The following is a 21,237-nucleotide window of genomic DNA, read 5'->3' on the forward strand; positions in this document are numbered from 1 at the left end:
ACAGGGGGCGGTGGATTCGAAGACATAAAAAAGCCCCGCCTGGATCACCAGGCGGGGCTTTTTAGTGGCCGATGGAATCAGACGAGGGGTTTAGGCTCGTGTTCTTTTTCCAGGGCTTGCTCGTGTTGCTCTACCGCTTCCTGAACGGAGCGCGGTGCTTCGGCGATCACGGACTCAACGGGCTCGGCAGTGACTTCAGCAGCCGGGGCAGGAGCAGCCTCGGCGACTTCAGCCACAACAGGTGCCACTTCGACAGCGACCGGAGCAGCAGCGGCAGCCTGTTCGGCTTCCTTCTGCAGGCGCTCTTCTTCACGCTTGCGACGACGCACTTCACGCGGGTCGTTTGGCGCGCGGCCACTTGGCGTCAGGGCGCTGACAGGAGCAGCTTCAGCGGCGGGAGCAGCCACTTCAGCGACAACCGGCGCTTCAACCACTGGAGCGGGTTCGGCAGCAGCCACTACTGGCTCGGAAACCGTGGCTTCAGTCGTTTCGCTCTCAGCGACTGGCGCTGGAGCTGGCGTTTCGGCAACAGCTGGCTCGGCAACCCAGTTGAACGCAGTTTGCTCTTCGCGAACTTCACGAACCGTTTCGGTCACGGTTTCAGCAACGGTTTCAGCAACCGGTTCTGCAACCGGTTCTGCAACCGGTTCTGCAACCACGGCAGGCGCTTCAGCAACGAAGGCCGGTTCCGCGGCAGCTTCAACCTGAGGCTGTGCTTCTTGAGCGGGTGCCACTTCGATTTCCGGAGCGGAAGTTGCTTCTACAGGTGTCGTTGCTTCAACGACTGGCGCTTCTGGAGCAGTTTCCAGTGTGGCAGCAGTGGCGCGTTCGGCTTGCTCGTTGGCTTGTGCTTCGGCCGGAGCGCTGATCACGCTGCTGGCAACGGCTGCGGTTACAGCCAGGCCGGCGGCCAGATCGGCAGCGCTTGGCGCTTCGCGGCTTTCGCCCGCTTCGCTACCTTCAGCGGATTCCGATTCTTCCGAACCTTCGATCACATTGCCGTTGGCATCGCGTTGACGCTCGCGACGGTTGCTGCGACGACGCTGGCCACGGGAGCGGCGGCGTGGACGATCGCCTTCGGCGCCTTCCTGACCGTCTTCCTGCAGTTGCTCTTCGTTGCCGGTCAGTTCTTCTTCGGCAACAGCGGCAGCGGCTTGCTCTGCACGTGGTTGACGCTCTTCACGCGGTGGACGTGGGGCGCGTTCTTCGCGTGGCTGACGGGCTGGACGCTCTTCAGCGGTAGCCGCAGCGGCCGGAGCCGTGGCATCCAGAGGTTCACGCAGTTCACGAACCCGCTCTTCACGCTCGCCACGTGGCTTGCGATCTTCGCGAGGTGCGCGCGGTGCACGTTCTTCACGAGGGGCGCGCGGTGCGCGTTCTTCACGTGGAGCGCGTTCTTCGCGAGCGACTGCCGGGGTTTCTTCGCGGGCTTCACGCGGCTCACGTGGTGCGCGTTCTTCACGCGGTGCACGTTCCTCGCGAGGCTTGCGCTCTTCATCGCGGCGACCGTTACGGTTGCGGCTCTGCTGGCGACCGTTGCGACGCTCTTCGTTGCGGGCCGGACGCTCGGTGGTCGCCGGTTTTTCAACCACAACCGGAGCGGCAGGCTCTTCTTTGGTAGCGAACAGGCTGACCAGCGACTTCACCAGGCCCTTGAACAGGCTTGGTTCTGGCGCGACGGCCGGCGCAGCCACCGGAGCGGCGACGACTTCGGTCGGAACCGGAGCGTTGGCGCGGGCCGGAGCAGTCTTGACCGCGGCTTCCTGGCGAACCAGCGTGCGGGTCGCAGCGGCTGGCTGGACTTCTTCGACTTCGGCTGCGGCAGCAGCGATTTCGTAGCTGGACTGGCCGACCGCGGCTTCCGGGCTGTCATCACGCAGGCGCTGAACTTCGAAGTGCGGCGTCTCGAGGTGATCGTTCGGCAGAATGACGATGCGGGCGCGGGTGCGCAGTTCGATCTTGGTGATCGAGTTGCGTTTTTCGTTGAGCAGGAAGGCTGCAACCGGAATCGGCACTTGGGCGCGGACTTCGGCGGTGCGGTCTTTCAGTGCTTCTTCTTCGATCAGGCGCAGGATCGCCAGCGACAGCGATTCAACATCACGGATGATGCCGGTGCCATTGCAACGCGGGCAGACGATGCCGCTGCTTTCGCCGAGCGATGGACGCAGGCGCTGACGGGACATTTCCAGCAGGCCGAAGCGCGAGATGCGACCGACTTGCACGCGAGCACGGTCGGCTTCCAGGCATTCGCGGACTTTCTCTTCCACGGCGCGCTGGTTCTTGGCAGGGGTCATGTCGATGAAGTCGATGACGATCAGGCCGCCGATGTCACGCAAGCGCAACTGACGGGCGATTTCTTCGGCGGCTTCAAGGTTGGTCTGCAGGGCGGTTTCTTCGATGTCGCTGCCTTTGGTGGCGCGCGCCGAGTTGATGTCGATGGACACCAGGGCTTCGGTCGGATCGATAACGATGGAACCGCCGGAAGGCAGTTCAACGACGCGCTGGAAAGCGGTCTCGATCTGGCTTTCGATCTGGAAACGGTTGAACAGCGGAACGCTGTCTTCGTACAGCTTGATCTTGCTGGCGTACTGCGGCATCACCTGGCGGATGAAGGTCAGGGCTTCGTCCTGGGCTTCAACGCTGTCGATCAGTACTTCGCCGATGTCCTGGCGCAGGTAATCGCGGATGGCGCGGATGATCACGTTGCTTTCCTGGTAGATCAGGAATGGCGCGGAACGATCCAGCGAGGCTTCTTTGATGGCGGTCCAGAGTTGCAGCAGGTAATCGAGGTCCCACTGCATTTCTTCGCTGCTGCGGCCCAGGCCGGCAGTACGCACGATCAGGCCCATGTCGGCCGGGGCAACCAGACCGTTCAGGGCTTCACGCAGTTCGTTGCGCTCTTCGCCTTCGATGCGACGGGAGATACCGCCGGCACGCGGGTTGTTCGGCATCAGCACCAGGTAACGACCGGCCAGGCTGATGAAGGTGGTCAGGGCGGCGCCCTTGTTGCCACGTTCTTCTTTTTCGACCTGAACGATGACTTCCTGGCCTTCGCTCAGGACGTCCTTGATGTTGACGCGGCCTTCAGGGGCTTTCTTGAAGTATTCGCGGGAGATTTCTTTGAGGGGCAGGAAGCCGTGGCGCTCGGAGCCGAAATCGACAAAGGCAGCCTCAAGGCTTGGTTCGATGCGAGTAATCCGGCCTTTATAGATGTTGGCCTTCTTCTGCTCGCGTGCACCGGATTCGATGTCCAGGTCGTAGAGGCGTTGGCCATCTACCAGTGCAACACGCAACTCTTCGGGTTGAGTTGCGTTAATCAGCATTCTTTTCATGTAGTACCGTCGGTTTCCGGGCTGCCGGAAACGGCGTTCGGCACACACGACTTCTCACGGTCGGTGTCAGGTGCGTCGGGAGTGGTTGGCCATTCCCGTGTCCAGCGAAGTCCGGCCAATGTGGGCCTTCATCGCGACGTACGCGTCCTGCTTGCTGTGGCTACTTAAGCACTCAGTCAGGAGGAGGAATCAACCAGTGGCTGTGGACGAGATGAAGCGTCTTGATAAAGCCTATTGCTACACAGTCCAGCGGTTGTGCATCTCCACCCTACACGTATCCCTGATAATTCGGGTGCTGCCGCGCGCAGAATCCGCAGCGGGTTGGCATTTACCGTGAGCTCCGAAAGGGGAGGTCACGCATCATGGCTAATTTAGGCGGTGTTTCCGAAGCGTTCGCTCGGGGTCATTCGCAGCTGACTGCACTTTGTGAACTGGCCGTGAATATTGGCTCGCGTAGCGAGTGAAAACTCTGCTTTGCGGCGTGATTCAGGCCTTATGTCACCTGCGCTCGTTACACCTGCAAACTCCACCGTTACGTAGCGAAAGCCCCGTAGGACGGCCTCGCGTCCTGGTGAATTGCATTGGTCAGGGCCGGTTTTTGACCGTTGGTCCGCTGTCCAGGCCGCTTTTGGCGGCGTTCGCGACTATAGCAGTAATGATTAAGTGCTTCAATTCCATAAAAAATTGATATCATCCGCGGCATGACGACTACTGCCCCTTCGACCCCAGCCGTACAACTGCTGGAGGTCTCGCCGGAATATGCCGGCCAACGTATTGATAACTTCCTTCTCGCTCGGCTCAAAGGCGTGCCCAAGACCTTGATTTACCGCATTTTGCGCAAGGGCGAAGTGCGAGTGAACAAAGGTCGGATCAAGCCCGAATACAAGCTGCAGGCGGGCGATATCGTGCGCGTGCCGCCGGTTCGCGTGCCGGAGCGCGACGAACCGGTGCCCCTGGCCCAGGGTCTGCTGCAACGCCTCGAAGCCTCGATTGTCTTTGAGGACAAGGGGCTGATCGTGATCAACAAGCCTTGCGGCATTGCGGTTCACGGCGGAAGCGGCCTGACTTACGGTGTGATCGAAGCCTTTCGTCAGTTGCGTCCCGATTGCAAGGAGCTCGAGCTGGTTCACCGTCTCGACCGTGACACCTCCGGCCTGCTGATGATCGCCAAGAAGCGCAGCATGCTGCGTCACTTGCACACGGCATTGCGCGGCGATGGCGTCGATAAGCGCTACATGGCGCTGGTCCGTGGTAACTGGGCGGCCTCGATCAAGCAGGTTCGTGCATCACTCGGCAAGAGCAATCTGCGCTCCGGCGAGCGCATGGTCGAGGTCGACGAGGAGGAGGGCAAGGAGTCTGTGACCGTGTTCAAGGTCCTGCGTCGATTCGGCGACTTTGCCACCCTGATCGAAGCCAAGCCGATCACCGGCCGGACTCACCAGATCCGTGTTCACACCTTGCACGCCGGGCACTGCATTGCCGGCGACACCAAGTACGGCGACGACGATTTCAGCAAGGAAATCCGCGACCTGGGCGGTAAGCGCCTGTTTCTGCACGCCTACATGCTGACCGTGCCTCTGCCGGACGGTGGCGAGCTGAAGTTGCAGGCGCCTGTCGACGAGATGTGGGCCAAAACCGTGGAGCGCCTGAGTGCACCCCTCTGATTACAAGCTGCTGATTTTCGATTGGGACGGCACGCTCGCCGACTCCATTGGTCGGATTGTCGAGGCGATGCACGTCGCGTCCGAGCGTTCCGGCTTCCAGTTGCGCGATGATTTTGCTGTCAAAGGCATCATCGGCCTGGGCCTTCCGGAGGCTATTCGTACGTTGTATCCGGAAATCGGTGACAACGAACTGGTGGCTTTCCGTCAGCACTATGCCGATCACTACATCGCTTCGGAAGCCGTGCCTTCGCCGTTGTTTGAAGGGGTCGTCGAGTCGATGGAGGCGTTTCGCGCGGAGGGTTATCACTTGGCGGTTGCGACCGGCAAGGCGCGTCGCGGGCTGGATCGCGTGCTGCAGGCGCACGGTTGGGAAGATTATTTCGACATCACTCGTGCGGCCGACGAAACCGCCAGCAAGCCCCATCCGCTGATGCTTGAGCAGATCCTCGCCCATTGCGAGGTTCGCCCGGAGCAAGCGTTGATGGTCGGCGATTCGTCCTTCGACCTGCAGATGGCGCGCAATGCCGGCATGGATTCGGTGGCGGTCAGCTACGGCGCGCAATCAATCGATGCGCTGAAACTGTTTGAACCGGCACTGGCCATCGATCGTTTTTCAGAATTGCATGCCTGGCTGAGTCAGCGGGCCTAATAGATTTTTGCTGGGGTAGATGTCATGACCGACGAATGGAAAGCGCCCGCCAAGGCGAGCGCAGAGAGCGGTGACGAGAAGAGCTGGAAGCTGCTGGAGAAGACCCTGCTGGCCAGCGTGCAGGAGCAGCGCCGGTCGCGGCGTTGGGGGATTTTCTTCAAGCTGCTGACCTTTGTGTATCTGTTTGGCGCGCTGATTCTGTTCACGCCGCTGATGGACATGGAAAAAGCTGCCACGCGCAGCGCCAATTACACTGCGCTGATCGACGTGACGGGCATTATCGCCGACAAGGAGCCCGCCAGCGCTGACAACATCGTCGGCAGCCTGCGTGCCGCCTTCGAGGATGAAAAGGTCAAGGGTGTCATTCTGCGCATCAACAGTCCGGGCGGCAGTCCGGTGCAGTCGGGTTACGTTTATGACGAGATCCGCCGGTTGCGTGGCTTGCACCCGGACACCAAGGTTTACGCGGTGATCTCGGATCTGGGCGCTTCCGGTGCTTATTACATCGCCAGTGCGGCGGATCAGATCTACGCCGACAAGGCGAGTCTGGTGGGCTCCATTGGTGTGACGGCGGCGGGTTACGGGTTTGTCGGCACCATGGAGAAGCTGGGTGTCGAGCGTCGGACCTACACGTCGGGCGAGCACAAGTCGTTCCTCGATCCGTTCCAGCCGCAAAAGCCCGAAGAGACCCGGTTCTGGCAGGGCGTGCTGGATACGACGCACCAGCAGTTCATCAGCAGCGTCAAGAAGGGTCGAGGCGATCGCCTCAAGGACAAGGAGCATCCGGAGCTGTTCTCCGGGTTGGTCTGGTCTGGTGAGCAGGCGTTGCCTCTGGGATTGATCGATGGTCTGGGCAATGCCAGTTCGGTGGCGCGTGACGTGATTGGCGAGAAGGAGCTCGTTGACTTCACCGTTCAGGAGTCGCCGTTCGATCGCTTCTCGAAGAAACTTGGCGCCAGTGTGGCTGAGCAGTTGGCGATGTGGATGGGTTTTCACGGTCCGTCGCTGCGCTGACTGCCCGCTCGCGTAAAAGATCGCAGCCTTCGGCAGCTCCTGCATGGATTAACGTCCACCTGCAGGAGCTGCCGAAGGCTGCGATCTTTTGCTTTTCAGGGAATTTGCACGCCTTCGGCCAATAGCATATCGATCAGGCGAATCAGCGGCAGCCCGATCAGGCTGGTGGCGTCAGGACCTTCGGTGCTTTGAAACAGGCTCACCCCTAAACCTTCGGCCTTGAAGCTGCCAGCGCAATCGTAGGGCTGTTCGGCGTGCAGGTAGCGTTCGATGCGCGCGGTGTCGAGTGTGCGCATGTGTACGGTGAATGGCACGCAGTCGACCTGGCAGTGTCCGGTCTGGCTATTGAGCAGGGCGAGGCCAGTCAGGAAGGTCACGCTGGCGCCGCTCGAAGCCTGCAACTGTTCACGGGCCTTTTCGAAGGTGTGGGGCTTGCCGATGATTCTGTCGCCGAGCACCGCAACCTGATCGGAACCGATGATCAGATGAGCGCAATGGTCGCCGGCCAGGGCCTGGGCTTTTTCTTTGGCGAGGCGTTTTACCAGCTCGATGGCGGGCTCTCCCGGACGATGGCTTTCATCGATATCCGGCGAGCTGCAAGTGAATGGCAGCTGCAAGCGGGCCAGCAATTCCCGGCGATACACCGAGCTTGAAGCGAGTAATAAAGGCAGCATGCGCATCTCCAGAAGACAGGCGCGAATTCTAGCGAGGCTTCCAGGTGACGGACAGGGCTGAATTTCCTTTGACATGGCCGGGTGCATCCCTATAATGCTGCGCCTATGTTGAATGACCCGATTCCACCTCACGTTGACCCGCGCAAATTGGCTGACCGTGGCACCACCCTTCAAGGTGAACTGCTGCTGGCCGATTTGGAGAGACTCTGCGACCCGCTTTCCGATACTGTCGGTACGGTGCAGGCTAAATTCGTTTTTGAACGAGATGAACGTAAGTCTGTGGTAATCCACAGTTTTATCGACACCGAAGTCAAAATGGTTTGCCAGCGTTGTCTTGAGCTGGTCACCCTGCCGATCCACAGCGAATGCAGTTATGCTGTGGTGAAGGAGGGTGCGAATACCCAGTCGTTGCCGAAAGGTTATGACGTGCTGGAACTGGGCGAAGATCCATTGGATCTGCAGTCACTGATCGAGGAGGAGCTTCTGCTCGCCTTGCCCATTGTGCCTGCTCATCATCCGGAAGAATGCCAGCAGCCGGGGGGTCTCGAAGAGGCCGAACCGAGCGAGGACGAGGTAACGCGGTCCAACCCGTTCAGTGTATTGGCGCAGTTAAAGCGTGACCCAAACGTTTAGGAGTTAATCAATTATGGCTGTTCAGCAGAACAAAAAATCCCGCTCTGCCCGTGACATGCGTCGTTCGCACGACGCTCTCGAGGCTAGCACCCTGTCTGTAGAAAAAACCACCGGTGAAGTTCACCTGCGTCACCACGTATCGCCAGAAGGCGTATACCGTGGCCGTAAAGTGATCGACAAGGGCGCTGACGAGTAATCACTTGTCCGCTCAAGTCATCGCGATTGACGCAATGGGCGGGGACTTCGGTCCCCGCAGCATTGTTCAGGCCAGCCTCGCTTGTCTGAATGCTACGCCCTCGCTGCACCTGACCCTTGTCGGTCAACCCTCCCTTCTTGAAGAATTGATCGCTGGCCAATCGGCTGTGGATCGCTCGCGCCTGTCGATTGTCCCGGCGTCCGAAGTCATCACCATGGATGAAAAGCCTGCCCAGGCCTTGCGCGGCAAGCCCGATTCGTCAATGCGCGTGGCGCTCGAGTTGTTGCGTGACGGCAAGGTCCAGGCCTGCGTCAGCGCCGGCAATACCGGCGCGCTGATGGCTTTGTCGCGGTTTGTGCTAAAGACCCTGCCGGGCATTGATCGGCCGGCCATGGTCGCGGCGATTCCGACGCAGAAGGGTTATTGCCAGTTGCTCGATCTGGGGGCCAACGTCGATTGCAGTGCCGAGCATCTGTTGCAGTTTGCGGTCATGGGGTCGGTCGCTGCAGAAACCCTCGGTATCGTTCGCCCGCGTGTTGCGTTGCTGAACATCGGCACCGAAGACATCAAGGGTAATCAGCAGGTCAAGCTGGCGGCAACTTTGTTGCAAAGTGCTCGCGGCATCAACTACATCGGTTTTGTCGAAGGTGACGGCTTGTACCGGGGCGAAGCGGATGTGGTGGTGTGCGACGGCTTCGTCGGCAATATCCTGCTCAAGTCCAGCGAAGGGTTGGCGACCATGATCTCGGCTCGGATCGAAGCCCTGTTCAAAAAAAACCTGGCCTCAAAAGTAATCGGTGCAATGGCGCTGCCACTGATGAAACGACTGCAAGCGGACCTGGCGCCCGCGCGGCATAACGGTGCAAGTTTTCTGGGTTTGCAGGGGATTGTGGTGAAAAGTCACGGTTCTGCAGGGGTTCAGGGTTTCCAGAGCGCCATCTCGCGAGCCTTGATCGAGATTCAGGAAAACCTGCCGGAACGGATTCACGGTCGTCTGGAGGATTTGTTGCTTTAGGCATTTTCGTCGGACAATGCTTAAATGTGACCGCTCAGTTCAATTGGCCATCCAAACTGTCAGTTTCTTGCGTCCTCCAAGCGGGACGTCAATTCTCCGACGACAAGATCATTAGGGGCTTGTTACATGTCTGCTTCCCTCGCATTCGTCTTTCCAGGACAGGGTTCGCAGTCCCTCGGCATGCTGGCCGAGTTGGGCGCGCAACATCCTGTAGTCCTTGAAACATTCAAAGAAGCATCCGACGCTCTCGGTTACGACCTGTGGGCACTGACCCAGCAGGGGCCGGAAGAGCAACTCAATCAAACCGATAAAACCCAGCCGGCCATTCTGACCGCCTCGATCGCCCTGTGGCGTCTGTGGCTGGCTGAAGGCGGCGCGCGTCCGGCTTATGTTGCCGGTCACAGCCTGGGCGAATACAGCGCTCTGGTGGCGGCGGGCAGTCTGAGCCTGGGCGACGCCGTCAAACTGGTAGAGCGTCGTGGTCAGTTGATGCAGGAAGCCGTTCCAGCGGGGCAGGGCGGCATGGCTGCCATCCTCGGTCTGGACGATGCCGACGTACTGGCGGCCTGTGCCGAAGCGGCGCAAGGCGAAGTGGTCAGCGCGGTCAATTTCAACTCGCCGGGCCAGGTGGTTATCGCGGGTGCCAAGGCTGCGGTCGAGCGCGCCATCGAAGGCTGCAAGGCACGTGGTGCCAAGCGCGCCATGCCATTGCCGGTCAGCGTGCCGTCCCACTGCGAGCTGATGCGTCCGGCTGCCGAGCGCTTCGCCGAGTCGATCGCTGCGATCAATTGGCAGGCGCCGCAGATTCCAGTGGTGCAAAACGTCAGCGCCGACGTACCGGCGGATCTGGAAACCCTCAAGCGCGATCTGCTTGAACAGCTCTACAAGCCTGTGCGCTGGGTCGAATCGGTCCAGGCGCTGGCTGCCAAGGGCGCGACCCAGTTGGTCGAATGCGGTCCTGGCAAAGTGCTGGCAGGCTTGAACAAACGCTGCGCCGAAGGCGTGTCGACATCCAACCTCAATACCCCAGACGCCTTTGCTGCCGCCCGCGCAGCGCTGGCCTGAATCAGGAGAAGCTTGCATGAGTCTGCAAGGTAAAGTTGCACTGGTCACCGGTGCGAGCCGCGGTATCGGCCAGGCCATCGCCCTGGAACTGGGTCGTCAGGGTGCCATCGTTGTGGGCACCGCGACATCTGCTTCGGGTGCCGAACGCATCGCCGCTACCCTGAAGGAAAACGGTATTCAAGGCACTGGCCTGGAACTCAATGTCACCAGCGACGAATCCGTCGCGGCGGTGCTGGCGAGCATCCAGGAGCAGTTCGGTGCGCCGGCGATCCTGGTCAACAATGCCGGTATCACCCGCGATAACCTGATGATGCGCATGAAAGATGACGAATGGCATGACGTCGTCGATACCAACTTGAACAGTCTGTTCCGCCTGTCCAAGGGCGTTTTGCGCGGCATGACGAAAGCCCGTTGGGGACGAATTATCAGTATTGGCTCCGTAGTGGGTGCCATGGGCAACGCAGGCCAAGTAAACTACGCTGCCGCCAAGGCCGGTCTGGAAGGTTTCAGCCGCGCACTGGCGCGTGAAGTCGGTTCGCGTTCGATTACGGTAAACTCGGTGGCCCCTGGGTTCATCGACACCGATATGACTCGCGAACTGCCCGAGGCACAGCGTGAAGCCTTGCAGACGCAAATTCCGCTGGGCCGTCTGGGGCAAGCTCAAGAGATCGCGTCTGTGGTCGCTTTTCTTGCGTCCGACGGTGCGGCTTACGTTACTGGGGCTACAATCCCGGTGAACGGCGGGATGTACATGAGTTAAATGTGACGGATTGCTTCAAAAAAATGTCATACGAGCTGTCTAAAATCCGTTATAAAGCTGCAATCTATTTATAGGCAGAGGGCCGCAGGGTTTGAGGAGTGAAGCTTTCAGTTGAAAAACTGAAAAGTCTTTCTATACACTTACCCACTGGCCAGCTGCCTGAATTTGTCCATTAGGAGTGAAAACAAGGTATGAGCACCATCGAAGAGCGCGTCAAGAAAATCGTTGCCGAGCAACTGGGCGTTAAAGAAGAAGAAGTGGTCAACACTGCTTCCTTCGTTGAAGACCTGGGTGCCGACTCCCTTGACACCGTTGAGCTGGTGATGGCTCTGGAAGAGGAATTCGAGACCGAAATCCCTGACGAAGAAGCTGAGAAGATCACTACTGTACAAGCTGCAATCGACTACGTTACTAGCCACCAGGCGTAATAGTTTGTAATCGTTGCTTGCTGTCATGGAAAAACCGCACTGCCATCATGGCGTGCGGTTTTTTCTTTAGGCCTGATGCAAAGTCGTCATTTGAAAAAGGAGAGTGCTGTGTCGCGTAGACGCGTCGTAGTCACCGGTATGGGTATGTTGTCGCCACTGGGCACGGATGTGCCGAGCAGTTGGCAGGGCATTCTGGCTGGCCGCAGTGGCATTGGTCTGATCGAACACACCGACCTTTCTGCCTATTCCACCCGTTTTGGCGGCTCGGTAAAGGGCTTCAATGTCGAGGAATACCTGTCGGTCAAGGAAGCTCGCAAGCTCGACCTGTTCATTCAGTACGGTCTGGCCGCCGGTTTCCAGGCTGTGCGTAATGCAGGGCTTGAAGTCACCGACGCCAACCGTGAACGCATCGGCGTGGCCATGGGTTCGGGTATTGGCGGTCTGACCAATATCGAAGAAACCAGCCGCACCCTGCATGATTCCGGTCCACGACGGATCTCTCCGTTTTTCGTGCCTGGCTCGATCATCAATATGATTTCCGGTTTCCTGTCGATCCACCTGGGTGCACAGGGACCTAACTACGCTATCGCCACCGCGTGTACCACCGGTACGCACTGCATTGGCATGGCGGCACGCAACATCATGTACGACGAAGCCGACGTGATGATCGCCGGCGGCGCCGAGATGGCCGCTTGCGGCCTGGGCATGGGTGGCTTTGGCGCCTCCCGTGCGCTGTCGACCCGCAACGACGAGCCGACCCGCGCCAGCCGTCCGTGGGACAAGGGTCGTGATGGCTTCGTCCTGTCCGACGGTGCCGGTGCGCTGGTGCTGGAAGAGCTGGAACACGCCAAGGCTCGCGGCGCGACCATCTATGCCGAACTGATCGGCTTCGGCACCAGTGGCGATGCTTACCACATGACTTCGCCGCCGGCGGACGGTGCGGGTGCTGCACGTTGCATCACCAATGCCCTGCGCGACGCGAAGGTCAATGTCGATCAGGTTCAGTACATCAACGCCCACGGCACATCGACTTCTGCCGGCGACCTCGCCGAAGCCTGTGCGATCAGGTCGGTGTTCGGCGATCACGCCTACAAGCTGGCCGTCAGTTCGACCAAGTCCATGACCGGTCACCTGCTGGGTGCGGCAGGCGCGGTCGAAGCCATCTTCAGTGTGCTGGCGATCAACAGCCAGGTGGCGCCGCCGACCATCAACCTCGATGAGCCGGACGAAGGCTGCGACCTCGATTTCGTGCCGCACACTGCGCGCAACATGGATATCGACGTGGTGTTGTCCAACTCCTTCGGTTTTGGCGGTACCAACGGCTCGCTGGTGTTCCGCCGGTTCGCTGACTGATGGACAGCTGGGTCGACGGTCAGCCGGCTGACGCTCTGTCGCTGAAGGATCGCGGCCTGGCCTACGGTGATGGTCTGTTCGAGACCATCGCCGTGCGCGGCGGGCAGCCGCTGTTGCTGGACCGGCATCTGGCGCGTCTGGCCGATGGCTGTTTGCGTCTGGCGATCACGGCCGACCATGCGCTGATCCGCAGTGAACTGCTGGCCTACGCCGCAGCTTTGGGTGAAGGCGTGCTTAAACTCATCCTTACTCGCGGCGACAGCTTGCGCGGTTACGCCCCTGATCCTGCCGCCCAGGCCCGACGCATTCTGCAAGGCAATCGTCCTGCTGCTTATCCTGCGGTTCATGGAGAGCACGGCGTTCGCCTCTTCCCCTGTACCACGCGACTGTCCAGACAACCCTTGCTCGCCGGGCTCAAACACCTGAACCGTCTTGAGCAAGTCATCGCCCGTTCCGAATGGCAAGACACCGAGCATGCCGAAGGCTTGATGCTTGATCAGGCCGGGCGCGTGATCGAAGGCGTGTTCAGTAATCTGTTCCTGATCCGTGATGGCGTGTTGATCACCGCTGATCTCAAACGCTGCGGCGTTGCTGGCGTGATGCGTGCCGAATTATTGTTTCAAGCCGAGTCGCTGGGGATCCCCACGCAAATCACCGACATCAGCCTCGATCAGCTGCAATGGGCTGACGAAGTCTTTGTCTGCAATAGCGTGTATGGCGTTTGGCCGGTGCGCGCCTACGCAGCACTGAGCTGGTCGATTGGGCCGCTCACCCGTAAACTCCAAACCATTGCCCGTGTGCTACTGGATGCTTGATACGTGAGACGTAAATTCTTGCTGTTGCTGGAAACCGGCCTGGTTCTGGCAGGGCTGTGTCTGGGCGCTGCGGCCTGGAAAATCCATTCGGCGCTGGAACAGCCGCTGAACATTACCCAGGAAGAACTGCTGGACGTGCCCAAAGGTACGACACCCACTCGCACTTTCTATCGACTCGAAGCCGATGGCGTCATCAAGGACGCTTTCTGGTTGCGCGTGTATTGGCGCTTCAATCTGGCCGGGCAGCCGTTGCACAAAGGTGAGTACCGCATGCAGCCCGGCATGACCGTTGAAGGCCTGATCGACCTGTGGAAGCGTGGCGAGATGGTTCAGTACAGCCTGACGCTGGTGGAAGGCTGGAATTTCCATCAGGTCCGTTTGGCCCTGGCCAAGGATGAAAAGCTCGAGCAGACGTTGAACGGCTTGAGCGATAGCGAAGTGATGGACAAGCTCGGTCACCCCGGGATCTTTCCGGAAGGGCGATTCTTTCCGGACACCTACCGGTTCGTGCGGGGCATGACGGACGCCGAGCTGCTGAAAAAAGCTTACGATCGCCTTGATGAGGTCCTCGCCAAGGAGTGGGGGCAGCGCGCAGCCGACGTGCCGTATACCGAACCTTATCAAGCGCTGATCATGGCTTCGCTGGTGGAAAAGGAAACCGGCGTACCGCAAGAGCGCGGGCAGATCGCCGGCGTGTTTGTGCGGCGCATGGAAATGGGCATGCTGTTGCAGACTGATCCGACCGTGATCTACGGCCTGGGCGATCGTTACAACGGCAAGTTGACCCGCGCGCACCTCAAGGAACCGACCCCTTACAATACCTACGTGATCGCCGGCCTGCCGCCGACGCCGATTGCGATGGTCGGCCGCGAGGCGATCCACGCAGCGTTGAATCCGGTGGCTGGCAACAGCCTGTATTTTGTCGCACGCGGCGATGGCAGCCATGTGTTCTCGGATGATCTGGACGCCCATAACAACGCGGTGCGCGAGTTCCAGCTCAAGCGCCGCGCCGATTATCGCTCCAGCCCGGCACCGGTCACCGCACCCGAGGCGACGGATGAGCAGGCGCCGATCCCGGCGGCTTCGCCCGACACAGCCCCAGAGGCTTTGCCGCCAGTGACGTCGCAAGAACCGGTTCAAGAGCCCTCCCGCGAACCGGCTGAAGAACCTGTCAAACAGCCCGCTGCTGCGCCTGCGCCCGAACCAGACGCAACCGCGCCGCAAAGCCCGCAATGATTCTGACTAAGGACTGCCTGTGACTGGCTTGTTTATTACCCTGGAAGGTCCCGAAGGCGCCGGCAAGAGCACCAACCGTGAATACCTGGCCGAGCGCCTGCGCGCCGCCGGTATCGAAGTGGTGTTGACCCGCGAGCCGGGCGGCACGCCTCTGGCCGAGAAAATTCGCGAGGTGCTGTTGGCGCCGGTCGATGAAACCATGGACCCGGACACTGAGTTGCTGCTGGTGTTTGCCGCGCGCGCCCAACACCTGGCCGGCGTGATCCGCCCGGCGCTGGCCCGTGGGGCGGTGGTGTTGTGTGATCGTTTTACCGATTCGACCTACGCCTATCAGGGCGGCGGTCGCGGCTTGTCGCTGGAGCGCATCGCGACACTCGAAACGTTCGTCCAGGGCGATCTGCGCCCGGACCTGACCCTGATTTTCGATCTTCCGGTGGAAGTGGGTCTGGCACGCGCCAGTGCTCGCGGTCGCCTGGATCGCTTCGAGCTGGAAGGCCGGGCGTTTTTCGATGCGGTGCGCAGCGCATTCCTCAAGCGTGCTGAAGCCGATCCGGCGCGTTATGTGTTGGTCGATGCCGCTCAACCGCTGGCGCAGGTTCAGCAGTCGCTGGATGCCTTGCTCCCACGCTTGCTGGAGCTGACCCGTGGCTGAAGCCTATCCGTGGCAGGACAGCCTCTGGCAGCAGCTGGCGGGTCGCAAGCAACATGCACACGCCTATCTGCTGCATGGTCCGGCCGGGATCGGTAAGCGCGCGTTGGCCGAACGGCTGATGGCCAGCTTGCTCTGCCAGCGTCCGACAGCCGAGGACGCCTGCGGTGAATGCAAATCCTGCCTGTTGCTGAAGGCCGGTAGCCATCCCGACAACTACATCCTGGAACCGGAAGAAGCCGACAAGGCGATCAAGGTCGATCAGGTGCGGGATCTGGTCAGCTTCGTGGTGCAGACCTCGCAGATGGGCGGCCGTAAAGTGGTGCTGATCGAGCCGGTCGAGTCGATGAACATCAACGCGGCCAACGCCTTGCTCAAAAGCCTTGAAGAGCCGTCCGGCGACACGGTGTTGTTGCTGGTCAGCCATCAGACCAGCCGTCTGTTGCCGACCATCAAGAGCCGCTGCGTGCAGCAAGCCTGCCCGCTGCCGAGTGAGGCCGTGAGCCTGGCGTGGCTGGCGAAGGCGCTGCCGGACTGTTCCGAAGAAGAGCGCATCGAGTTGCTGACCCTCGCTGCCGGTTCGCCGCTGGCTGCCGTCAGCTTGCAGGCCCAGGGCGTGCGCGAGCAGCGAGCGTTGGTGGTCGATGGTGTGAAGAAGTTGCTCAAGCAACAGCAATCGCCGACGCAACTGGCCGAAGGCTGGAACGCAATTCCGCTGTTGCTGCTGTTCGACTGGTTCTGCGATTGGTCGAGCCTGATCCTGCGTTATCAGCTGACCCAGGATGAAGAAGGTCTGGGATTGGCCGATATGCGCAAGGTGATTCAGTACCTGGCGCAGAAAACCGCTCAGGACAAAGTGCTGAACATTCAGGACTGGATCCTCGCCCAGCGCCAGAAAGTCATGAGCAAGGCCAACCTCAATCGGGTGCTGTTGCTCGAAGCGCTGCTGGTGCAATGGGCGTCATTGCCTACCCAGAAGTGATCGACTGGGCTTATCCTCTGAGCATCTGCAGTGGAGGTCAGTATGAATGAAGCCGTCAACCAGGGACCGCGCAACGGTATTTTGTCCCTGACCATCAAGGACAAGTCCGTGCTATACGCGGCCTATATGTCATTCATCAAGAACGGTGGTCTGTTTATCCCGACCAACAAAAGCTACAAGTTGGGCGATGAGGTATTCATGCTGCTGAGCCTGATGGATGAGCCGGAGAAGATTCCGGTGGCCGGCAAGGTCGCCTGGATCACGCCCAAAGGCGCTCAAGGCAACCGCGCCGCCGGCGTCGGCGTGCAGTTCAACGACGGCGACGATACCGCCCGCAGTCGAATCGAAACCCATCTGGCCGGAGCCCTGAAGTCCGACCGTCCCACCCATACGATGTAAGTTGCAGCCCTTTTTATGCTCGTAGATTCCCATTGCCACCTTGATCGCCTCGACCTCGCCGCCCACGACGGCTCTCTGGATGCCGCACTCGATGCGGCCCGGCAGCGCGGGGTAGGGCACTTTCTGTGTATCGGCGTCAGCGTCGACAACGCAGCCGACGTAAAGGCCCTGGCCGAACGTTACGACGATGTCGACTGTTCCGTCGGCGTGCATCCGCTGGACGTGCAGCCGGGCGCTGCCCCGGCGCTGGACTGGCTGTTGCAGGAGCTCAACCACCCGCGTGTGGTGGCGATCGGTGAAACCGGCCTGGACTATCACTACGAGCCTGAGGCGGCAGAGCTGCAGCAGGAATCGTTCCGCCTGCACCTGCAAGCTGCGCAGCAAACCGGCAAGCCAGTGATCATTCACACCCGTGGCGCCCGGGCCGATACCTTGACCCTGTTGCGTGAAGCCGCGCTGCCCCAGGCCGGCGTCCTGCATTGCTTCACCGAAGATTGGGACATGGCCAAAGCGGCGCTGGACATGGGTTATTACATCTCCTTGTCCGGCATTGTCACCTTCCGCAATGCCGATGCGCTGCGTGACGTGGCCAGCAAGGTGCCCGCGGACCGCTTGCTGGTGGAAACCGATTCGCCGTACCTGGCGCCGATCCCCTATCGCGGCAAGCCGAACCTGCCGCAGTATGTGCGGGAAGTGGCAGAGTTTCTGGCGATGTTGCGGGGGGAGTCCTACGAACGATTTGCCGAGCAGACCACCGAGAACTTTAAACGGCTGTTTCCGTTGGCGCACGTCAGGGCATCGGCATAACGCCGGAAAAAATCGCAGCCTTCGGCAGCTCCTGCGGGGGCGGTGCCCCCTGAATTGCAGGCAAAAAAAACCCGGGTTCTGGGGGGTGAATCCGGGTTAAGACCATTAGGAGTAAAACAATGGTACGCGGTCCGTTGGTACCAATATCGACGCGGCACTTGGGGGAGATGCCCCGCCGACAGTTGAAGTATTGATCAGTATTGCGCCGAGTCCAGTTTACCGGTCGAGGTTTTTAAACAATTTTGGAATACGTGCGCTTCGGAAGCGTTCTCATTAAATGGCGGCGCTTCCAGAATTCATCAAGAAACACAGATATGGATGGATGATCCGTGCATTTTGCCGCAAGTTAGGCATAATACGCGGCTTCGAATTTTGACCCCGACAGACCTTTTCTTATGCATAAAGAACCTCGTAAGGTCCGTGAATTTCGTCGCCGTGAGCAAGAAATTCTCGATACCGCGCTCAAGCTGTTCCTCGACCAAGGTGAAGACAGTGTCACCGTCGAGATGATTGCTGATGCCGTCGGTATCGGCAAAGGCACAATCTACAAGCACTTCAAATCGAAAGCGGAGATCTATCTGCGCCTGATGCTCGATTACGAGCGCGATTTGAACGAGCTGTTGCATTCGGCAGACGTCGACAAGGACAAGGAAGCCCTGTCCCGGGCCTACTTCGAATTCCGCATGCGCGATCCGCAACGCTACCGCTTGTTCGATCGCCTCGAAGAAAAGGTGGTCAAGGGCAACCAGGTGCCGGAGATGATCGAGGAGCTGCACAAGATCCGCGCCTCGAATTTTGAACGCCTGACCCTGCTGATCAAGGGTCGGATCAGCGAAGGCAAGCTCGAAGACGTGCCGCCTTACTTCCATTACTGCGCGTCCTGGGCGCTGGTGCACGGCGCCGTGGCGCTGTACCACTCGCCGTTCTGGAGCAACGTGCTGGAAGATCAGGAAGGTTTCTTCCAGTTCCTGATGGACATCGGCGTGCGCATGGGCAACAAGCGCAAGCGCGACACCGACACGCCAAGCAGCTAAGCCATTCAGTTGCTTTATTGCGCCATTATTTCGCAACATGGCGCAGTACCTCAGGAATATACTCAGGCATGGGACTTGCTAAAACTTGATTTGTAAGTCAAGTTTTACGCCGTCCGATTTCCTTGTGCCGGAGTGACCATGATCGTTGACCGTCAAGGCAGGCGTTTCCGCAATCTGCGAATCAGCCTGACCTCAGCCTGCAATTACGCGTGTACCTACTGCGTGCCCAACGGCAAGCGGCTGGTCGCTGCGCAGGATGAACTGTCGGCCGAAGCCATGGCACGCGGCGTTGCCTACCTCATCGAAGCGGCGGGGATCGAGCGACTGCGCATCACCGGCGGTGAGCCGCTGGTCAGCCCCAAACTCGAAGCCTTCATGACCGCCGTCGGGCAGATGGGCCTGCAAGACATCAGCCTGACCACCAATGGTCAACTGCTGGCGAAAAAACTGCCCCTGCTGGTCGACGCCGGTATCCGGCGCATCAACGTTTCCCTCGATACCCTGGATGCCGGTGCATTCCGCAGCATTGCCCGCGGCGGTGATCTGGCGACTGTGCTCGACGGCATGGATCAGGCCAGTGCCGCCGGCATGAAGATCAAGGTCAACATGGTGCCGTTGCGCGGACAAAACCTCGATCAGGTGATGCCGCTGCTCGATTACTGCCTGGAGCGAGGTTACGAGCTGCGCTTCATCGAGCTGATGCGCATGGGGCACCTGGCCAGTGACAACAACGCTTTTCTGCAACAGTTCGTCAGCCTTCAGCAGTTGCTGAGCCTGATCGGTGATCGTTATGAGTACCTGCAGGCCGATGCACCCGTCGACGCGACGGCGGTGCGCTATGAAATTCCAGGTCAGGGCTATTTCGGCGTGATCGCCAACGAAAGCGTGCCGTTCTGTCGTACTTGCTCGCGACTGCGTTTGTCGTCGACGGGCTGGTTGCATGGCTGTCTGTCGTCGAGCAATCGTCACTATGTCGGTGATCTGCTGGACAAGCCGCGCCATCAGGCGTTGCCGGCGTTGCAGCGTCTCTTGGTGAAAGCCTTGGGTGACAAGCAGGAAGTGGCGTTCTCGGGTGGGGCGACCATCATGAAAATTATCGGCGGCTGATCGGGCTGTGGCGAGGGGATTTATCCCGTTGGACTGTGCAGCAGTCCCATTTTTTTGGGCCGCTTCGTTGCCCAACGGGGATAAATCCCCTCGCCACAAATGTTCGCACTCCTGAAGACTGGCGCGGAAGCTGCATCCCATGGCCATTCGCCGGTTTTCCGTCACCGGCCTCTGGAGGGTAGGATGCGTAGCCTGGTTTTGCTGCTGGCCGTTTTGGCGCTTGGTGGCTGCATGAATGTCAGCGATCTGGCTGAAGGGACTCGCTACCACATGAGTGACGCGGGTCTGCTTGACCACAGCGATAGTCGCCGCGTGAACAATCTGCGCATTCAACCGGACTCGTTCGTCTATATCGCCCAGGGCGCCTTTGCTCCGCCGGGCAGCGCGGTTTACCCGCGTCCTAACGTGATTGCCGAAGTCGCCTTCGACGGCTTTATCGAATATTTCCCGATGGTCCGCCGTGCGCGTGCGCCGGAAGGCCTCGATCATGCGATGGGCGAAGCCCGTGCAGTCGGCGCGCATTATCTGCTCTATACCCGTTTCGCCAAGTCGGATGACCGCATCGGCAACTCGGACGAATGGCTCGATCAGGAAGCCGTGGATCGCCTCGGTATCGACACCGGCGTGATTCAGATCATGTTGATCGAGACCAGCACCCAGTATTTGATTGATACTGCACGTATCAAGAGTCGTGGCGGTTTACTGACGTTCCACGACAAAAAGCCAGAAGACCTGATGGGCCCGCCGCTGGAACAATATGCGCGCAGCCTGCTGGGGCTCAGCGACCAGTAATCCAAGGAGAACGCCATGAGTGGCCCGCAAAAAGCCAACGACCTTCTGGGGCAGATCCCCAAGACCAAAGGCTTGCCACCGGTCCACTTGTGGAACCCCGACTTCTGCGGCGACATCGACATGCGCATCGCCCGCGACGGCACCTGGTATTACCTGGGCACGCCGATCGGACGCAAGCCAATGGTCAAACTGTTCTCCACCATCATTCGCCGCGACGGCGATGATTATTTCCTCATCACCCCTGTCGAGAAGGTCGGCATCAAGGTCGACGATGCACCGTTCGTGGCGATCGCCGTGGAGGTGGAAGGCGAGGGCGAAGCACAAGTCCTGCGCTTTACCACCAACGTCGATGAAACCGCCGAGGCCGGTGCGGAACATGCGATCCGTGTAGTGATTGATCCGGTGACACAAGAGCCTGCGCCGTATGTGCATGTGCGCACCAACCTTGAAGCGCTGATCCATCGCAATGTGTTTTACCAATTGGTGGAACTGGCGGTGACCCGCGAGATCGATGGGCAGCGCTGGCTTGGCGTGTGGAGCGGCGGCATCTTCTTCCCCATCGGCCTGGAGCCGTAACACACACACAAGATTTTGCTTTTCCCTGAAAATCAAATTGACACCCAATCGTATGAT

General features: G+C 59.7%; 22 protein-coding genes. 20 read left to right on the plus strand and 2 right to left on the minus strand.

What is annotated here, in order from left to right:
• Window positions 1–77: 77 nt before the first annotated feature.
• On the minus strand, window positions 78–3,332 hold the full coding sequence (gene rne / locus ACM6IQ_RS03110; protein ID WP_414878053.1) for a ribonuclease E: 3,255 nt from the start codon (window positions 3,330–3,332) through the stop codon (window positions 78–80).
• 701 nt (window positions 3,333–4,033) lie between these two features.
• On the opposite strand from rne, the gene rluC reads away from it, so the two are divergent.
• Genes rluC through sppA form a run of 3 tightly spaced genes read left to right on the plus strand, consistent with a single transcriptional unit; the run spans window position 4,034 to window position 6,659 of the window.
• Complete coding sequence (gene rluC, locus ACM6IQ_RS03115; RefSeq protein WP_017340118.1) at window positions 4,034–4,996, plus strand: 23S rRNA pseudouridine(955/2504/2580) synthase RluC; 963 nt, start codon at window positions 4,034–4,036, stop codon at window positions 4,994–4,996.
• Window positions 4,983–5,645 carry an HAD-IA family hydrolase gene (locus tag ACM6IQ_RS03120; RefSeq protein WP_017340117.1) on the plus strand — a complete coding sequence of 221 codons (663 nt, stop codon included), beginning with the start codon at window positions 4,983–4,985 and terminating at the stop codon, window positions 5,643–5,645. The genes rluC and ACM6IQ_RS03120 overlap by 14 nt, the downstream gene beginning before the upstream one ends.
• A gap of 24 nt (window positions 5,646–5,669) precedes the next feature.
• Window positions 5,670–6,659, plus strand: a complete 990-nt coding sequence (gene sppA / locus ACM6IQ_RS03125) for a signal peptide peptidase SppA (RefSeq protein WP_017340116.1) — start codon at window positions 5,670–5,672, stop codon at window positions 6,657–6,659.
• Between the two features lie 95 nt (window positions 6,660–6,754).
• Here sppA and ACM6IQ_RS03130 read toward each other — a convergent pair whose 3' ends face one another.
• Complete coding sequence (locus ACM6IQ_RS03130; protein ID WP_017340115.1) at window positions 6,755–7,333, minus strand: Maf family protein; 579 nt, start codon at window positions 7,331–7,333, stop codon at window positions 6,755–6,757.
• A 105-nt stretch (window positions 7,334–7,438) separates the two neighbouring features.
• Here ACM6IQ_RS03130 and ACM6IQ_RS03135 point away from each other — a divergent pair, with 105 nt between their 5' ends.
• The 17 genes from ACM6IQ_RS03135 (at window position 7,439) to ACM6IQ_RS03215 (ending at window position 21,180) form a co-directional block, all read left to right on the plus strand.
• Window positions 7,439–7,966 carry a YceD family protein gene (locus tag ACM6IQ_RS03135; protein WP_017340114.1) on the plus strand — a complete coding sequence of 176 codons (528 nt, stop codon included), beginning with the start codon at window positions 7,439–7,441 and terminating at the stop codon, window positions 7,964–7,966.
• Window positions 7,967–7,979: 13 nt separating this feature from the next.
• Window positions 7,980–8,162, plus strand: a complete 183-nt coding sequence (rpmF, locus tag ACM6IQ_RS03140) for a 50S ribosomal protein L32 (RefSeq protein WP_003179396.1) — start codon at window positions 7,980–7,982, stop codon at window positions 8,160–8,162.
• A gap of 4 nt (window positions 8,163–8,166) precedes the next feature.
• Window positions 8,167–9,177 carry a phosphate acyltransferase PlsX gene (gene plsX, locus ACM6IQ_RS03145; RefSeq protein ID WP_414878054.1) on the plus strand — a complete coding sequence of 337 codons (1,011 nt, stop codon included), beginning with the start codon at window positions 8,167–8,169 and terminating at the stop codon, window positions 9,175–9,177.
• A gap of 126 nt (window positions 9,178–9,303) precedes the next feature.
• On the plus strand, window positions 9,304–10,242 hold the full coding sequence (gene fabD / locus ACM6IQ_RS03150; RefSeq protein ID WP_414878055.1) for an ACP S-malonyltransferase: 939 nt from the start codon (window positions 9,304–9,306) through the stop codon (window positions 10,240–10,242).
• A gap of 16 nt (window positions 10,243–10,258) precedes the next feature.
• Window positions 10,259–11,002: a 3-oxoacyl-ACP reductase FabG gene (gene fabG, locus ACM6IQ_RS03155; protein WP_007942004.1), complete on the plus strand. Its 744-nt coding sequence runs from the start codon at window positions 10,259–10,261 to the stop codon at window positions 11,000–11,002.
• Between the two features lie 191 nt (window positions 11,003–11,193).
• Window positions 11,194–11,430 (plus strand): acyl carrier protein, encoded by a 237-nt coding sequence (acpP, locus tag ACM6IQ_RS03160; protein ID WP_003175607.1) that lies wholly within the window; start codon window positions 11,194–11,196, stop codon window positions 11,428–11,430.
• Between the two features lie 108 nt (window positions 11,431–11,538).
• Window positions 11,539–12,783: a beta-ketoacyl-ACP synthase II gene (gene fabF / locus ACM6IQ_RS03165; RefSeq protein WP_017340111.1), complete on the plus strand. Its 1,245-nt coding sequence runs from the start codon at window positions 11,539–11,541 to the stop codon at window positions 12,781–12,783.
• Entirely contained in the window at window positions 12,783–13,598 is an 816-nt protein-coding gene (gene pabC, locus ACM6IQ_RS03170) for an aminodeoxychorismate lyase (RefSeq protein WP_414878056.1), read from the plus strand. The genes fabF and pabC overlap by 1 nt, the downstream gene beginning before the upstream one ends.
• 3 nt (window positions 13,599–13,601) lie before the next feature.
• Window positions 13,602–14,834, plus strand: coding sequence for an endolytic transglycosylase MltG (mltG, locus tag ACM6IQ_RS03175; protein ID WP_414878057.1), 1,233 nt, complete (start codon window positions 13,602–13,604; stop codon window positions 14,832–14,834).
• 19 nt (window positions 14,835–14,853) lie between these two features.
• Window positions 14,854–15,486 carry a dTMP kinase gene (tmk, locus tag ACM6IQ_RS03180; protein WP_017340108.1) on the plus strand — a complete coding sequence of 211 codons (633 nt, stop codon included), beginning with the start codon at window positions 14,854–14,856 and terminating at the stop codon, window positions 15,484–15,486.
• Window positions 15,479–16,465 carry a DNA polymerase III subunit delta' gene (locus ACM6IQ_RS03185; protein ID WP_414878058.1) on the plus strand — a complete coding sequence of 329 codons (987 nt, stop codon included), beginning with the start codon at window positions 15,479–15,481 and terminating at the stop codon, window positions 16,463–16,465. The genes tmk and ACM6IQ_RS03185 overlap by 8 nt, the downstream gene beginning before the upstream one ends.
• A 42-nt stretch (window positions 16,466–16,507) precedes the next feature.
• Window positions 16,508–16,864: a PilZ domain-containing protein gene (locus ACM6IQ_RS03190; protein WP_017340106.1), complete on the plus strand. Its 357-nt coding sequence runs from the start codon at window positions 16,508–16,510 to the stop codon at window positions 16,862–16,864.
• Between the two features lie 15 nt (window positions 16,865–16,879).
• The gene (locus tag ACM6IQ_RS03195) at window positions 16,880–17,671 is read left to right on the plus strand and encodes a TatD family hydrolase (protein WP_414878059.1); all 792 of its coding nucleotides are present in this window, start codon (window positions 16,880–16,882) and stop codon (window positions 17,669–17,671) included.
• Window positions 17,672–18,066: 395 nt separating this feature from the next.
• The gene (locus ACM6IQ_RS03200) at window positions 18,067–18,705 is read left to right on the plus strand and encodes a TetR/AcrR family transcriptional regulator (RefSeq protein WP_008031613.1); all 639 of its coding nucleotides are present in this window, start codon (window positions 18,067–18,069) and stop codon (window positions 18,703–18,705) included.
• Between the two features lie 138 nt (window positions 18,706–18,843).
• Complete coding sequence (locus tag ACM6IQ_RS03205; protein WP_017340104.1) at window positions 18,844–19,812, plus strand: GTP 3',8-cyclase MoaA; 969 nt, start codon at window positions 18,844–18,846, stop codon at window positions 19,810–19,812.
• 183 nt (window positions 19,813–19,995) lie between these two features.
• Window positions 19,996–20,604, plus strand: coding sequence for a DUF4823 domain-containing protein (locus ACM6IQ_RS03210; RefSeq protein ID WP_414878060.1), 609 nt, complete (start codon window positions 19,996–19,998; stop codon window positions 20,602–20,604).
• 15 nt (window positions 20,605–20,619) lie between these two features.
• On the plus strand, window positions 20,620–21,180 hold the full coding sequence (locus ACM6IQ_RS03215) for a DUF1285 domain-containing protein (protein ID WP_017340102.1): 561 nt from the start codon (window positions 20,620–20,622) through the stop codon (window positions 21,178–21,180).
• Window positions 21,181–21,237 lie beyond the last annotated feature (57 nt).

The organism is Pseudomonas sp. IT-P100 (assembly GCF_949767185.1).
Lineage (GTDB): Bacteria > Pseudomonadota > Gammaproteobacteria > Pseudomonadales > Pseudomonadaceae > Aquipseudomonas > Aquipseudomonas fluorescens_B.

What these genes read in the sequence shown, in the direction of transcription:
- rne (WP_414878053.1), bottom strand. Translation starts at nt 3,332, where the DNA reads ATGAAAAGAATGCTGATTAACGCAACTCAACCCGAAGAGTTGCGTGTT.
- rluC (WP_017340118.1), top strand. Translation starts at nt 4,034, where the DNA reads ATGACGACTACTGCCCCTTCGACCCCAGCCGTACAACTGCTGGAGGTC.
- sppA (WP_017340116.1), top strand. Translation starts at nt 5,670, where the DNA reads ATGACCGACGAATGGAAAGCGCCCGCCAAGGCGAGCGCAGAGAGCGGT.
- ACM6IQ_RS03130 (WP_017340115.1), bottom strand. Translation starts at nt 7,333, where the DNA reads ATGCTGCCTTTATTACTCGCTTCAAGCTCGGTGTATCGCCGGGAATTG.
- ACM6IQ_RS03135 (WP_017340114.1), top strand. Translation starts at nt 7,439, where the DNA reads ATGTTGAATGACCCGATTCCACCTCACGTTGACCCGCGCAAATTGGCT.
- rpmF (WP_003179396.1), top strand. Translation starts at nt 7,980, where the DNA reads ATGGCTGTTCAGCAGAACAAAAAATCCCGCTCTGCCCGTGACATGCGT.
- fabD (WP_414878055.1), top strand. Translation starts at nt 9,304, where the DNA reads ATGTCTGCTTCCCTCGCATTCGTCTTTCCAGGACAGGGTTCGCAGTCC.
- fabG (WP_007942004.1), top strand. Translation starts at nt 10,259, where the DNA reads ATGAGTCTGCAAGGTAAAGTTGCACTGGTCACCGGTGCGAGCCGCGGT.
- acpP (WP_003175607.1), top strand. Translation starts at nt 11,194, where the DNA reads ATGAGCACCATCGAAGAGCGCGTCAAGAAAATCGTTGCCGAGCAACTG.
- pabC (WP_414878056.1), top strand. Translation starts at nt 12,783, where the DNA reads ATGGACAGCTGGGTCGACGGTCAGCCGGCTGACGCTCTGTCGCTGAAG.
- ACM6IQ_RS03190 (WP_017340106.1), top strand. Translation starts at nt 16,508, where the DNA reads ATGAATGAAGCCGTCAACCAGGGACCGCGCAACGGTATTTTGTCCCTG.
- ACM6IQ_RS03195 (WP_414878059.1), top strand. Translation starts at nt 16,880, where the DNA reads ATGCTCGTAGATTCCCATTGCCACCTTGATCGCCTCGACCTCGCCGCC.
- ACM6IQ_RS03200 (WP_008031613.1), top strand. Translation starts at nt 18,067, where the DNA reads ATGCATAAAGAACCTCGTAAGGTCCGTGAATTTCGTCGCCGTGAGCAA.
- ACM6IQ_RS03205 (WP_017340104.1), top strand. Translation starts at nt 18,844, where the DNA reads ATGATCGTTGACCGTCAAGGCAGGCGTTTCCGCAATCTGCGAATCAGC.
- ACM6IQ_RS03210 (WP_414878060.1), top strand. Translation starts at nt 19,996, where the DNA reads ATGCGTAGCCTGGTTTTGCTGCTGGCCGTTTTGGCGCTTGGTGGCTGC.
- ACM6IQ_RS03215 (WP_017340102.1), top strand. Translation starts at nt 20,620, where the DNA reads ATGAGTGGCCCGCAAAAAGCCAACGACCTTCTGGGGCAGATCCCCAAG.